16 protein-coding genes are annotated in these 14,003 nt (G+C 40.5%); 7 read left to right on the top strand and 9 right to left on the bottom strand.

Going from position 1 to position 14,003, the window contains the following annotated elements:
• Nucleotide 1: 1 nt before the first annotated feature.
• Nucleotides 2–808 carry a dihydrodipicolinate synthase family protein gene (locus FPV17_RS19015; protein WP_144560024.1) on the bottom strand — a complete coding sequence of 269 codons (807 nt, stop codon included), beginning with the start codon at nucleotides 806–808 and terminating at the stop codon, nucleotides 2–4.
• 133 nt (nucleotides 809–941) lie between these two features.
• On the opposite strand from FPV17_RS19015, the gene FPV17_RS19010 reads away from it, so the two are divergent.
• From FPV17_RS19010 to FPV17_RS18990, 5 genes are all read left to right on the top strand, one after another.
• Complete coding sequence (locus FPV17_RS19010; protein WP_035397790.1) at nucleotides 942–1,136, top strand: hypothetical protein; 195 nt, start codon at nucleotides 942–944, stop codon at nucleotides 1,134–1,136.
• Nucleotides 1,137–1,265: 129 nt separating this feature from the next.
• Nucleotides 1,266–1,475, top strand: a complete 210-nt coding sequence (locus FPV17_RS19005) for a tautomerase family protein (protein ID WP_035397791.1) — start codon at nucleotides 1,266–1,268, stop codon at nucleotides 1,473–1,475.
• A 150-nt stretch (nucleotides 1,476–1,625) separates the two neighbouring features.
• Nucleotides 1,626–1,931 carry a hypothetical protein gene (locus FPV17_RS19000; RefSeq protein WP_035397793.1) on the top strand — a complete coding sequence of 102 codons (306 nt, stop codon included), beginning with the start codon at nucleotides 1,626–1,628 and terminating at the stop codon, nucleotides 1,929–1,931.
• Nucleotides 1,932–1,973: 42 nt separating this feature from the next.
• Nucleotides 1,974–2,813 carry an STAS domain-containing protein gene (locus FPV17_RS18995; protein WP_035397795.1) on the top strand — a complete coding sequence of 280 codons (840 nt, stop codon included), beginning with the start codon at nucleotides 1,974–1,976 and terminating at the stop codon, nucleotides 2,811–2,813.
• A gap of 123 nt (nucleotides 2,814–2,936) precedes the next feature.
• Nucleotides 2,937–3,734, top strand: a complete 798-nt coding sequence (locus tag FPV17_RS18990) for a class I SAM-dependent methyltransferase (RefSeq protein ID WP_144560022.1) — start codon at nucleotides 2,937–2,939, stop codon at nucleotides 3,732–3,734.
• A 139-nt stretch (nucleotides 3,735–3,873) separates the two neighbouring features.
• On the opposite strand, the gene FPV17_RS18985 is transcribed toward FPV17_RS18990, so the two are convergent.
• Nucleotides 3,874–4,959, bottom strand: coding sequence for a Rap family tetratricopeptide repeat protein (locus tag FPV17_RS18985; protein WP_060704652.1), 1,086 nt, complete (start codon nucleotides 4,957–4,959; stop codon nucleotides 3,874–3,876).
• Between the two features lie 196 nt (nucleotides 4,960–5,155).
• Between FPV17_RS18985 and FPV17_RS18980 the strand changes: the two genes are divergently transcribed.
• Nucleotides 5,156–5,680 carry a methylated-DNA--[protein]-cysteine S-methyltransferase gene (locus tag FPV17_RS18980; RefSeq protein WP_144560020.1) on the top strand — a complete coding sequence of 175 codons (525 nt, stop codon included), beginning with the start codon at nucleotides 5,156–5,158 and terminating at the stop codon, nucleotides 5,678–5,680.
• A 22-nt stretch (nucleotides 5,681–5,702) separates the two neighbouring features.
• Here FPV17_RS18980 and FPV17_RS18975 read toward each other — a convergent pair whose 3' ends face one another.
• On the bottom strand, nucleotides 5,703–6,170 hold the full coding sequence (locus FPV17_RS18975; protein ID WP_144560019.1) for a GNAT family N-acetyltransferase: 468 nt from the start codon (nucleotides 6,168–6,170) through the stop codon (nucleotides 5,703–5,705).
• A 69-nt stretch (nucleotides 6,171–6,239) separates the two neighbouring features.
• On the bottom strand, nucleotides 6,240–6,455 hold the full coding sequence (locus FPV17_RS18970) for a hypothetical protein (protein WP_144560017.1): 216 nt from the start codon (nucleotides 6,453–6,455) through the stop codon (nucleotides 6,240–6,242).
• A gap of 265 nt (nucleotides 6,456–6,720) precedes the next feature.
• Between FPV17_RS18970 and FPV17_RS18965 the strand changes: the two genes are divergently transcribed.
• Nucleotides 6,721–7,482 carry a GTP pyrophosphokinase gene (locus FPV17_RS18965; protein WP_144560015.1) on the top strand — a complete coding sequence of 254 codons (762 nt, stop codon included), beginning with the start codon at nucleotides 6,721–6,723 and terminating at the stop codon, nucleotides 7,480–7,482.
• A gap of 88 nt (nucleotides 7,483–7,570) precedes the next feature.
• Here FPV17_RS18965 and FPV17_RS18960 read toward each other — a convergent pair whose 3' ends face one another.
• Genes FPV17_RS18960 through FPV17_RS18940 form a run of 5 tightly spaced genes read right to left on the bottom strand, consistent with a single transcriptional unit; the run spans nucleotide 7,571 to nucleotide 13,878 of the window.
• On the bottom strand, nucleotides 7,571–8,401 hold the full coding sequence (locus FPV17_RS18960) for a carbohydrate ABC transporter permease (RefSeq protein WP_035397814.1): 831 nt from the start codon (nucleotides 8,399–8,401) through the stop codon (nucleotides 7,571–7,573).
• Between the two features lie 9 nt (nucleotides 8,402–8,410).
• Entirely contained in the window at nucleotides 8,411–9,322 is a 912-nt protein-coding gene (locus FPV17_RS18955) for a carbohydrate ABC transporter permease (RefSeq protein WP_144560012.1), read from the bottom strand.
• Complete coding sequence (locus tag FPV17_RS18950) at nucleotides 9,323–10,564, bottom strand: extracellular solute-binding protein (RefSeq protein WP_144560010.1); 1,242 nt, start codon at nucleotides 10,562–10,564, stop codon at nucleotides 9,323–9,325. It lies immediately after the preceding gene.
• Nucleotides 10,565–10,581: 17 nt separating this feature from the next.
• A complete protein-coding gene (bglX, locus tag FPV17_RS18945) occupies nucleotides 10,582–12,855 on the bottom strand; it encodes a beta-glucosidase BglX (protein WP_367614614.1) in 2,274 nt (757 codons plus the stop codon).
• 54 nt (nucleotides 12,856–12,909) lie between these two features.
• Nucleotides 12,910–13,878: a LacI family DNA-binding transcriptional regulator gene (locus FPV17_RS18940; protein ID WP_035397818.1), complete on the bottom strand. Its 969-nt coding sequence runs from the start codon at nucleotides 13,876–13,878 to the stop codon at nucleotides 12,910–12,912.
• Between the last annotated feature and the right edge of the window lie 125 nt (nucleotides 13,879–14,003).

Here is a 14,003-nt window from a genome sequence, read left to right as displayed (position 1 = left end):
TTCATTGACCGATAGGAGCTCGGCAAGGTCCCATTGAAAGACGCTTTTTAACATTTACTAAGAGAGATTCAGCATAAAGTTCATCGACAATAGTATCTAGCTTGTCCAAGTCAGTACTGGAAATGGGCTTAAGCGTGGTGAGCTGTATAAAGAGAGCCTTTATTTCTTTTGGATACACATTTGCGGATATAGATGAAAGTCGATTAAACCCTAGCTCTACTTTAGAATATAAGTTTTGTTCCCCGCCAGCGTAAAAAAAGAAAGGCTTTGTTAGCTGTTGCATCAGTTCAGGAATTTTTTCAGGGTTTCCTGCTTCTTTGATACCAATAACTTGTTCATGCTCGCTCAATGTGAGAATGGTTTCTATTGAAAGGTCAAAACCCGTACGTCCAGGATTGTTGTATAGGATAACCGGTTTGCTTGTAGCGGAAAGAATAGCCTCTGTGTATGCGATCGCTTCTTTTTGTGTAGGACGAATATAAGGGGGATAGCCAAGTAAAATGCCAGCTATTGTAGATTGGTCAAGTAACTTGGCAAATTGCACCGCTTCTGTTTGACGAATCGATGAGAGACCAAATAAAATTTCCATGTGATCTCGTAAGTGGCTTTCTTTTTGAATGGCATTTAGTAAGAGTTGTTTCTCATGAATCGTTAAGCTATGTTGTTCACCGGTTGAACCACATAGAAGAACGGATTGAATACCGTTATTAGCTAAATAATTGATATGAGTCATCGTTGCATCAACATGAAGGGTTTCATCTTCATAAAAAGCAGTTGGAACGGCTACGTGGACATCTTCTAGTAACAAGGTATACGCCTCATTTCACTGGTACGTTTTTCTTTATTATAGTCTGATTGTTCTGTTTTATAAAGGGGTATGTTCGACATTCTCTTTAAACGTCTCTTGGAACGTGTTACGGTAAACGTGTAGGGGGGATAGCATGATTGAAATAGCGAGAGATCGTCTATTTCATTATTTTATGAAGGTTTTCCACACGGTTTTTTTCGCACATTTTTTAGGGCAACTTCTATTTGATGCGACAGTCCTTATGGAACGATTACCGCACTTATTTTTCGTTGCGTTTTTGGTTGCGCTTGCTTATACCTTTGGTATTGTGAAGGTAAAGGATACGTAACGGCATTCGGTATGTTAGATAGCCACATTCCGTTTGCATGAGGACAGCTTGCTTGTAGACCATTTGTAGACAGGCATCGATGTATCAAGTCTGTTGACCTTAAATTCTATTGCAAAAGGGGAGAGATCTATGCCGTACGTCAATATAAAAGTAACAAAAGAAAATGGAGGGTTAACTAAGGAAGAGAAGCAAAAATTAATTAAAGGAGTAACAGATTTACTTCAAGAAACGTTACATAAAAACCCTGCTTCGACTGTTGTTGTGATTGATGAGGTTGATATGGATAATTATGGACTTGGCGCTGAACAAATTTCTGATCGACGAAAACGTGGGGAATAAAAAAATGGCCTCCTTTAGAGTGTGTATAGGGGGGCTTTCTAACTTTATTTTCTTAATCGAATGATGAAACGATCGAATGAGTTATTAATAGTCAGAAAGTCATAAATAAGGTACTATTATGGAAAGAAGCTTCAAGAAGGTTAGGTGAACATGCTTTCGAATACGTATTATCAACCGAATTGCCATACACCTTATAAATACAAATATACGTTTCAATTTAGTTTTAATGAAACCCAAGTGACTGAGGCTGAGATGCATTCCCAGATGTGCAACTATATCCAGGAATATTTGCCGTTCATCATTCAAAATCGTTGTATCTCTGATGATTACACACGATTTTCCCTTCATGATCACGATTGGAACGAGGTTGGTCTGTTAAAGGTAAGCATTATTAATGACTATACAAGTAAAAAAATTGTTTGTAGAGTAGATTCTCTTTATAAAAGTAAGAAATAAGACGACTTTCTTTAGCGTCAGATGTTGTGGGGAGGTTGGAGGATGGAACAGGTTACCGGAGAAAAGTCGCTGTATCATTTTTTGAAGCAACGAACTTGGGATTTAACCGAGCAGTGGTATGAGGATTTAAATAAGGAAAGAGAAGGCGTATATGGTTCGACCGATCAAGAAGCAGTAGCGCTTTTGAAAAGGCAAAACCACGCATTTCATGTGTTATTCTGTGAGCTCTTTAAAGGGGATGATCAACACCCTGAAGAATTATTTGAGACATGGATTCAGACGATGGCTGAAGATGATGCACATTTAGGCACTCCTATGCCTGATATGATTGAAGAATTTTTAAATGTGAAGGAACAGTATATTGCACTATTAGAGGAATATGCGCTTCAATGTTCAGAGACGATTACGATCAGTGAATTTAATCAATGGAATAAGCGATTAGCGAGTGCCTTAAAGGTCATTATGGTGAAATTTACTGCTAATAATTTGGCTCATACAGCTGAGCAATTACGCACCAGGCAAGAGATGATTGCGCAATTAAGTGCACCTATTATTAAATTACGAAAAGGCATTGCTCTCTTACCTTTAGTAGGGGAACTGGAGATTGATCGAGCACATATCATTTTTACTCAAACGCTGGAAAAGTGTTCGAAGATGACTATTCAATCATTACTAATTGATTTGTCCGGTGTTTCAGATGTAGACAGACATGTAGCGGACCAACTGTTTTTGTTGATAAGCGGTTTAAAATTAATAGGGATTAAAGCATCTTTGTCCGGTTTGAGACCAGAAATTGCACGTACATCAATTCACTTAGGCGTTGACTTTAAAGGGGTTAATGTGTATTCCTCTATTGAACGAGCTCTTGAATCATTGCTGTAAGACTTCTAATTGAAGAAGTCTTTTTTTTTGATTTGAAAATTGGATCAACCTTGATTCAGACTTCGTATTATCCAGATGAGAAGGCTCTCTTTATACTGAAAGAGAGAAGGCGAAGGAGGAACGATGATGTCGATTAATTTTCATCAGGAAGAAAACAAAACAAGTTATTTAAACAGAGAGGCACACATTACGTGGAAGCAGGAGCTAACCCCTTTACTTACAGCATATAAGCCGAGTCATGTTGTTGATTTAGGCTGTGGCGGAGGGATTTATACACGGGCATTAGCGACAATGGGTGTTCCATGCGTAACAGGGGTCGACTTCTCCAAAGTGATGATTGAAGCGGCGCAACGTCATAGTGCTTCTTATCCGACTGTTGGCTATCAAATCGGTACAGCAAAAAGCACGGGTCTAGAGAACCATAGCGCGGATATGGTGTTGGCAAGAGCACTGCTGCATCATCTAGATACCCTCGAACCAGTTTTTATCGAAGTCAGTCGCATTGTTGCTCAAAATGGTTTGTTTCTTATTCAAACGAGAACAACGGATGATTGCTTCCTGAAAGGTACAGAAAACCATGTTCGAGGCTTTTTCTTTGATTGCTTTCCAGCATTAATGGAAGTGGAGAAGAAAAGAAGGTACTCGGTAGAGGCGATTTGTGCAGCATACGAAAAATCTGGATGGACTCTGGAACGAAAGTGGACATTCTGGGAGACAAGAGCGTGTCATTCATCTAAGGAAGTGTTGCTTAATGACATTCGTTTAAGGAAGGGCAGAAGTATTTTACACGAACTGTCAGATAGCCAGTTGCAGAAGCTTACGGCACATATGCAGGCGAATATTGCAACAAGAGGTACAATCGAAGAAAAGGATCGCTGGACGTTACTAGTAGCAAAGAAAAAAGATACCCCCTTGTCTTAACGAGCACGACAAGGGGATAGCCTTTAACCTACGATTTCGGTTTTGCCGAGAGTGTGGAAATCTGAATCACTATCTGCCTGAGTAAAAAAGCTAGTAGAGGATACTGCTAACACAATGATAAACGCTGCGAATAATTTTTTCATACTTGATCAGCTCCTAATTTGTTTTGATTGACTTTCGCTTTATAAGCAATTCGGTAATACTTTAACGACGTAGAGTCGTCATTACGTTGATCCGCAAGTTCTACCATCTCTTCTGCTAATTCACATACTTCGTAAAGCAGGCTTAACTCATATAAATCATTTATTGCCTGATCGACTAAAGCGTGATCTTTTGCAATGTAAAGACCATCTAAATAAAGGCAGCGTGCCTTGTATTCCTTATTGTTGTATTGATTAGCTTCTGCTTTCGCTTGTTGAAACAGTTCTAATGCTTCGTCGTCTTGACCAAGTTTAAAGAGGGTGTTCGATAGGTCGTAACGTGTTTTCATACCGATCTGATGGCTTCGGTGTTCTTCATACTCCAGCGCTTGGTAAAAATAGGTTTTCGCTGCCTCATACTCTTTTTGACGTAATTTACTCAAGCCAAGTGTGCGCAAGATAAGCGCTGATGTGCGGGGAAACGTTGATTCGCGAAAAGCCTCTTTAAGGATGGCATCTCCTGTTTCGAATTCGTGTAATTCAGAGCGAATGGCCCCAAGCACCTGTTTACAGTTGAGTGCTCGTTCGTAATAGCTCAAGCGGTTAAAAATCGTTTCGGCTTGCTCTAAATAAGAGCTAGCTAATAAATATTGATTTAACCGATAGTACACCAATCCAATATACAAATAAAACTCCGATTCCTCTGCATCATCATTTACGTGCTCAAGAAGGCGTTCAGCTTTACGAAACATCTTAATCGCTGAGCGGTAACGCTCTTGTGTGTATTCGTACTGGCCACTAATAAAATAGTAAAGGTATTTTAGGTAGCGATCCACCTCCGTTTCAACAAATTCAAATGTGTCACCTAATTCATGCTTTTTATTAAATTCATCAACAAAAATATTGTGTCTAAACTCGACGAGTGAATAATAGGCTAAGATCTTATCATTTGTTTGCATATGCATGACGGCATGTCGCGCTTCTTCTTTTAACAAAATGGCTTGCTCATAAGAAGCTGAAATGATGCAACTGTACCATTCAACGATCTTGGCACCTACTTCTTCCGGTGTTAATGTGTGTTGCACGATGTTCACCTACTTGTTAGAGTATATGCTTATTCGTCATTGTAGCAGAAATTTCAATTAATTGTACAAAAAAAAAATTTTCCCAACATCGAAAAGGGGAAAATCACCATTAAGCCTATTTAGTATATGTACTAGCGAAGGTGAAATGGTTTAGCTATGATATATATATAGAAGTAAGAGAGGAAGCGTGAACCGAATGTATAAGAAAGTTTTAGACTCACCCTTGGGGACGTTAACGCTGGCAAGCGATGGTGAACAGTTAACGGGGGTGTGGCTGAAAGGGCAAAAGTATGAAAAACAAACGATTCATCAATCAGCAGTTGTAAGAAATGATTTGCCTCTCTTTTTGAAAGTAGAAGAGTGGCTAGAGCGTTACGCTCACGGTGAGGCACCAACCATAGATTTTCCATTAAAGCCTGAAGGAAGTATGTTTCGGCAGGAAGTATGGAAGCATTTGCTCACGATTCCATATGGGGAAGTTGAGACGTATGGAAACATTGCGAAGAAAATGGAGCGACACCATGGAAGGAATATGTCGGCTCAAGCGGTTGGAGGAGCGGTAGGGCATAACCCAATCTCCATTCTTATTCCTTGTCACCGTGTAGTCGGTTCTAACGGTAGTTTAACAGGATATGCAGGGGGCATTGAAATGAAAAAGCACCTTCTTATGATTGAAGGTGTCCAATTGAACGGTTTCTATGATCCGAGCCCCGTTCGTTGACAAGTATTGCTTAAAAATGCTGTTAAATGATGTTATGGGTCAAAGGTTTTTCCATTAACACGATGGGGATGCCACGTGAAGTTTGTTTTTCTTTAATGATGTAACCGAGAGAGTGATAGAAGGCCATATTTTTTGGGACGCTTACTCTCACTTTGCATTGGAGAAAGGGGATACTGGCTTTTATTGCAGCGGCTTCTAGCTCGTTTAAAAGCAAGGTTGCAATGCCTTGCCCCCTTTTTTCAGGAAGAACCGAGAGACGGAAAAAGGAAAGAACGTTTGATTGGAAGGTATATCGCACAACGCCAATAGGATGCTGATGTTCCTGCGCAAGCAGAGCTTGTTCGCCATTCATCAGCTGTTTTCGAATAGACAGAACCGTCTCGTCTAATGCGCTTGAAGGAGGTAAAGCCTTTTCGTACTCACGGAATGCCGCTTTCATAACAAGGTGGATGGCCGCTGCATCTTGTTTAGTGGCTTGAATAACGTTCATATACTCATTCCTTCCTTTAATTTTGTGTTATTATACATTTGAATGATTAATTATGCAAATGAAACATAGTCAATTGTAAGGGCGAAAAGCATCTTCGACTTTTTCATAAATCCATTGTGTTAGTAGAAACGAACCAATGAGTATTAAAGGCAAAAGGAGTAGGTGAATGGAGTACGTAACGCCTCGATTAAAACGGGCAAAAATGAAGTCGATTACTGGCATTAGTATCCACAAAAGAAAACAAAAGCTCAACCCGAAGACAACCATTTTCAAAATCGTTTTCATGATAAAACAACCTCCTTTTACTCCCATACCCTCATTCGCGCTCCTTTAACATGATCAATGGCTTTCCGTTTATAGGGTTCCATAAGAAGGATCACATGGTTGAGAATAGTTGAAGAATGGAAGTGAAAGCAAGTCGTCATAGCGAAAAACATGAAGTGTTACACGGTTACTCATAAGTTTACACTGGTTCTCCTTTTGACATACTAAGTACATAGGTGCAATGATAGACGTATACTTATTTACATGAAGAAAGGATTTCACATATATGAGCAATCAAGGTAAAGCCGTTACGATGAATCAATTAAAAGAGGCAAAAAAAGAGCTAACCCGTTTTATGATGAAGTATAAGTTTGCCTTAGACGAAATGACAACAAAGATTGAAATACTAGAAGAAGAATTCAGGTACGTTCATGAATACAATCCGATTGAAAACATTGCGTCTCGTTTAAAGACACCTGAGAGTTTATTGTTGAAGGTACAACGGAAGCAGCTTCCTATTAACATTCACGAAATTAAGAAACATATTATGGATATTGCTGGTGTTCGGATTAACTGCTCGTTTCAAAAAGATATTTTCCTACTGAAAGAGATGATTGAATCTCAAGATGATTTGAAGGTTATCGAAGTGAAAGACTACATTACACAACCAAAACCGAATGGCTATCGCAGCATGCACATCATTGTGGAGGTCCCTGTTTATTTATCAAACTGCCGTGAGTGTATTCCGGTGGAGATTCAAATTCGTACAGTCGCGATGGACTTTTGGGCAAGTTTAGAGCATAAAATCTTTTATAAGTTTGAAAAAGAAGTACCGTCAGAAATGACAACAGAATTAAAGAAGGTTGCTGACACAGCTGCGGAACTAGATCAGCAAATGGAAGCCCTTCATAATGAGTCTTTAAAATATACAACGGAAGCAGATGAAAGTCAGTTGTTTGGCAGTTTGCGTTTTGACCAAGAACGTCTTCAGCTTCCGAATGAATTGTTAAACTCTCTTTCTGCTTTACAAGAGAAAAAAAATACGTAACATCTCGCTTGTGCAGGATGTTTTTCTTATTATTGAACATCAGCAAAAAAAGCTCTCTATTGGTTTCATAGAGAGTCCTTTTTTCACTTTATTTAATGCCTGACATGGTGAATCCATCGACAATGTATTTTTGAAAGATCGCAAAGATAATCAGAATCGGGACAACCATTACAGCAGAGCCAGCCATTTGCAATGCGTAGTTTTCACCCGCCTGTCCTTGAAGGAGCGCGAGTCCAACGGATAAGGTATAAAGGTCTTGAGAATTTGCAACGATTAATGGCCATAAGAAGCTATTCCAAGCACCGATAAAAGCAAGAATACCTTGCACAGCTAGAATGGACTTAGCCATTGGAAGAACGAGTTTAAAAAAGATGTAGAATTCACCTGCTCCATCTAATCGAGCAGCTTCAATTAATGCATCTGGTATTGTCGTCATAAATTGCTTGAATAAGAATATGCTAAACGCGGCGACGAGTCCTGGCAAAACAATACCTGGCATGGTGTTGGTTAAACCCATTTCGTTAAGAATGAGATAAACAGGAATCATCGTCACTTGTCCAGGTATCATCATTGTGGCAAGAACGAGAAAAAACAAAGGGCGATTCCCTTTAAAATCGAATTTTGCAAAGCTGTAGCCTGCCATTGCATTGAAAATTAATCCAATAAGAGCGCACCCAACTAAAATTAATGTATTTCGTAAGTACGTTCCAAAGTTCATTTCGGTAAACAAGCGAGTGAAGTTTTCTAATGTCCAGGTTTCTGGAAAAATTCGAACAGGTATTTGGATAAGCTCTGGATTGGGTTTAAATGCCGATAAAAGCATCCACAAAAAAGGGATTGAAAGGATAAACCCAATTATAATAAGAAGAATGGAGACAAATCCAATCTCAATCTTCGAGCGTTGTTGTTTTTCAGCCATACGAGCCTCCTACATGTCGCCTTGTTTTCGACGTAATGTAAACTGAATTAAAGTGGCGATGATGATAATAACAAAAAGTACAAATGAAGCGGCGGCAGCATAGCCAAAGTTACTATAACTAAACCCAGCTTGATAGATAAATAAAGCAATTGAAATCGTACCGTCAAGTGGACCGCCTTCAGTCATCACGAATGGTTCTTCAAAAAATTGTAACCAGCCGATAAGCGTTGTTACAGTAATAAAAAACGTTGCAAACCCTAAAAGTGGGAAGGTGATCTTAAAAAACTGTTGAGTTCGGCTCGCACCATCAATGGTGGCTGCCTCATAATAGTCTTTTGGAATCGACTGTAATGCTGCTAAGTATATTAGCATGTTAATGCCAATTCCCTTCCAAACAGCTAAGATGATCAACGATAATTTAGCAATCGTTGGGTCCTCTAACCACGGTACGGGTCCTGTATTAAAGAAGAGCAACACTTGATTGAAAAGCCCATAGGAAACATTATAAAGAAATCCCCATATAACAGCGATAGCAACAATATTCGTAATCGCAGGCATGTAGTAAATCACTCGAAACAAACGGAATAGCTTGTTCGAACTATAATTTAACAGAAGAGCTGCCCCTAATGAACTGATAATGACGAGAGGAACACCAATAATGACATAGAAAAAGGTGTTGTACATGGACGTCCAAAAAATAGGGTCAGACAAAAGAACTCGGTAGTTCTCAATGCCCACGAAGGAAATAGCCGACCAATTTGAAATGCCGCGTAAATCCATATCTGTAAAGCTAATGGTAAGAGCGATAATAATCGGTAGTACAGCGAACAACAGGAGCAACAGAACGGCCGGAGCAATAAAGATGTAGGGAGCACTTTGGCGCTTGCCTTCTCTAGCTGGTTTTTTACGTACCAACTCCATTTAGTTTTCCTCCTCTCCATTATCGGTCACAATCATTGGCTCAATTCGCGATCGAAAGTCATTTATTTCTTCTTCAATCGTGTAATCAGCTCGTGTAATTCGTTGTTCTGATCGTTTCCATTCATCATTAATACGGTTCCAATTTAAGACTTGCGGCTGTGCGCGCGATTGTTGCAATTGCTCATAATAGGTATAGAGGCGTTCGTCTTCTTGTAGAGCCGGGTCTTCCCAAGCATCAACCCGAGGTGGTAACACTCGAACGTCCTTGAAGTAATCGATTTGCGTTTGCCGATCTGAGAGGTAAGAAAGAAACGCTACCGCTTCATCTGGATGTTCTGTCCATTCGAAGATCGCCATATTTGAACCACCAATGACAGATGTATTATTTTCTTTACTCGGCATTAATTTTGTATCCCACTCTTCAAATTCTGGGTAGTTATCAATTAACTGCTGATACCGGAATGGGGGTTCAAAAAACATTGGCTGAATCCCATCAACAAACGACTGCATGGGATCTAATCCAAGTCCAAGAGGAGCAAGGTCCTCTTTAAAGAAACGAGTATAGTAGGTAACCGCTTCAACAAAAGCAGGGTCAGAGAAATCAACGCCTTTATCAGCTGTTTCAAACTCGACGCCGTTCTGCCAGGCAAAAATGTACGGAAGCGTATCATCATTTTCAGGTAATGTCATGGCATATAAGCCATCTCCTCGGTCATACAAGGCCTTGGAGGCTTCATACAATTCTTCCCATGTGTCTGGGCCTTCTGGAAAGCCGACATCAGCTAACAAGTCTGTACGATAAAAGAGGACGCGGGTTTCTACATACCAAGGAACGGCAACTAATTCACCATTGTAGATAGAGGAATCAACGGCACCATCAAAAAAATGATCAGGATCTAAATTTGGATAGTCCTCTACGTACTCTTCTAAAGATAAAAACGAACCAGTGCTTGCAAAGTCAGCCATATAGGACGTACCCATTTGAACCACATCAGGACCGCTACCGGAGGCGACGGCAGTGAGTAAGTTATCATAAATATTTCCCCATGGAATGGCTTGAAGATTGACTTTTACGTTTGGGTGCTGCTGTTCAAACTGCTGAATATACCCTTCATTTACGAGCTGCTCGGCTTCCCAACCGATCGCCCATACATCTAATGTAACGCCGTCTTCTTCACCATTTGAACATCCTACTAGTCCCATAGAAAGAAGCAACGGTAGTGCACATAAACTTTTCCGCATAAGTGGTTCTCCTTTTTTTAAGACTTAACAAGTGAGAAGGTTAACGTATTTTCCTCTTCACAAACACTGCTTCCATTTACATAAACACGGAATTGGCCAGGATCACTTGCAAACGTTAAATCACTATGGTAGTACTGCAACATATCGTGAGAGATTTCGAATGTTACGGTTTTTGTTTCTCCCGGGGAAAGTGAAACTTTTTGAAAGCTTTTTAGTTCTTTCACGGGTCGAACGACTTCTCCGACTACGTCTTGAATGTAGAGCTGAACAATTTCGTCCCCTTCAACTTCACCGATGTTTGTAATATCCACAGAGACAGTTAGTATGCCTGATCCATCCCATTTAGCTGACGATAGCGATCGATTGCTATAACCAAACGACGTATAACTTAAGCCAAAACCAAATGGATATAAAGGTTCGTTTGGAATGTCGATGTAGCGTGAGAAAAAGCGCTCATTGCTTCCAGGAGGTAGTGGACGACCAGTCTGATAAGCATTGTAATAAACGGGAATTTGTCCAGTGGCTCTCGGGAAAGACATAGTTAATTTCCCGCTTGGATTGACTTTTCCAGAAAGAATCGCAACAACAGCTTTTGCACCTTCTGAGCCAGGATGCCAGCACTCTAAAATGGCGTCAGCGTACGGTTCTAACTCAGTCAAGTCAAGTGGACGAGCATTAAACAAGGCGACGATGACAGGTTTGCCTGTCTCTTTTGCTAACCGTGCTAATTCAATTTGACATGGTGCCAAGGTGATGGAGGATCGACTTCTCCCTTCTCCGCTACGGTCTTTCCCTTCACCTAAAGCAAGAAGCAGGCAGTCTGTTTGCTCCATTGCCGCGATTGCTTCCTTTAGAAGTTCTTCATCGCGTTCATAAAGTTGCGAGCCTTTTGCATAAATCGCATGTGTATATTGTTTCTGAACGGCTTGTCTCAGTGTAGTCGTCTGATCTGTCTTACCGAAAATCGACCATTCTCCAAGCAGGTCTTGATTGTCTGCATAAGGGCCAATTAAGGCGACGGATGTCTGTTTATCTAATGGAAGTACGTTTTCGTTTTTAAGTAAAACCATACTTTTTTCTGCAACTGTTTGAGCTAAGGCAAGGTGTGAAGGGTGTCCAACAACCGTTTGTTCCTTTTCAAGACTAACCCCACGATAAGGATCTTCAAATAAACCTAGCTCATTTTTTAATTGCAAAACACGTAAAACCGCTTCATCGACGAATGTTGAATCAATCATGTGTTCATCTATTAACGATGCTAATGAATGGGCATAAGATAAACTCATCATATCAATATCAACACCAGCTTCTAGCGCTTTTTTAGCTGCTTCGGCTTCGTTTTCTGCGACACCATGTGGGATCAGTTCTTGAACGGCACCAAAATCTGAAATAACGACGCCGTCAAACTGTAATTCCCCTCTTAATAAATCCCTTAGTAACGTTGAGTTAGCGGTAGCTGGGATTGAATCAACAGTGTTAAATGCCGTCATCACTAACTTGACGCCAGCTTCTAAGGCAGCTTTATAAGCTGGGAGATGCTTGTCTCGAAGCTCTCTTTCTGATAAGTCAACGGTATTATAATCACGTCCACCTTCTGCCAAGCCATAGGCCGCAAAATGTTTCACGCAAGCACCAACACGATCATTGGCAATTAGAGAATCTTTCCCTTGAAGTCCGCGAACAGTAGCTGCTGCGAACAAACTGTTTAAAAGTGGATCTTCACCAGTTGATTCCATGACCCGACCCCATCGTGGATCACGTACTAAATCAGCCATCGGAGCAAAGCTAATATGGAGACCTGCACTAGCTGCTTCTTTAGCTGAAATCGTTTGCAATTCTTCGATTAAGGCTGGGTCCCACGTTGCACCAAGTCCAAGAGGAATGGGGAAAATGGTTTCAAACCCATTAATAACATCGGCCATAAATAACAATGGAATACCTAAGCGGCTTTTCTTTAAATGTTCACGTTGAATACCCATTAATTTCATTGCTCCGGCTACACCGAGAACAGACCCACTTTCTTTGATCATGTCTTCTTCAACTGGGAATTCAATTCGCCCAGTCACAGGTGTGCTGTCCTCTTGTTCAGAGTAAAAAGCACCAGCAAACTGAGTGAGCTGTCCAACTTTTTCAGCTGTTGTCATCTCATGTAAAAGTGCTTGTAATTGTTCTTCTGTCATCTGTACACCTCGTAAGTGAATAATTGGGTGAAACGTTTCACCTAATGGTAAAAAAATATATAAATACTTTACGTATTTAATTTGTAACGTTTCACTAACTGTGGATGACATCAGTATACGACTTAAGTAAAATAGAATGCAAGAGAAAATTTTAAGAGCCTCTGATTAGCTGTTTGTAGAGGCTCTTATCATTAATGTTGTGGGGACGAGAGCGTGGTGTGCTTCCTTATTAGCTATTAAAGCCATTAAGACTGTTGCGGCTTCATTTCCCCACGATCTAGTTGAGTAATCAACTGTTGTTAAAGGTGGTGAGACATATTGACTCAATAGATTATTGTCAAATCCCGCTAGCTTGATTTGGTCTCCTATTACAAACCCATTTTCCTGAAAAGAACGTTGCATACCTACTGCAGTACTGTCTGAAAGGGCAAATACATTGACAGGCTCTCCTGTCCATTCTTGCATAATCGTTTCCGCTGCCTCTAATCCACCGTCAAGCTCAAATTCTCCTGTTATGATGTGAACAGGGTGAGGGGGTGGCGTATTTCGAATGACCTTGTGAATGGCTTCAAGCCGTTCTTGACTGTCGAAGTTCTCTTGATTTCCGGTCACGATATAGGTTTTTGCAGCGGGAAAGGTGAGAAGATGCTTGATCATTTGTGTTGCACCTCTTTGATTATCAAGCAGCACTTGACGAACATGCTTGTGATAAAACAAACGATCCAGTACGACCATCTTTTTTCCTGCATCGGCTAATTGCATCATTTCATCAGAGGTGATTAAATCATCCATGATAATGCCACCATCAACCGAGCCATCAGCTAAAGAATCTGTGGCGTTTTCACCTGTACAAACAACGGTATCATAGCCGGCCTCGGCACTGGTTTCAATAATGCCAGCAAGAATATCTCCAAAGAAGATCCCTTTACTTTCTTTTATGAATACGCCTACTTTTTTCGTTTTTCTCGCTTTAAGGGTGCGGGCTGCAGCGTTAGGGCGGTAATTTAGCTCTGCTGCCACCTGTTTAATATGCTCCGTGGTTTTTTTAGAAATTTTCGGGTTGTTGTTTAACGCATAAGAGACGGAAGTCATAGAGACGCCCGCCTTTTTTGCAATGTCTCGGATACTTACCATGAGCTGTTCCTCCACCTAAATTGTATTGCTTTCTATGTTACAGGAGTTTGGGTGGTTGTCAATGGAGGGTGGAAGGTTAAAGAAAGTAGCTAACTTGAAGAAATTATGATGTTAAAGACTATTCC

The sequence above is a fragment of the Shouchella miscanthi genome (assembly GCF_007725405.1).
Classification (GTDB): domain Bacteria; phylum Bacillota; class Bacilli; order Bacillales; family Bacillaceae_D; genus Shouchella; species Shouchella hunanensis.
Note: the sequence above shows the minus strand (reverse complement) of the source record. Positions and strands in the feature narration are given on the sequence as shown.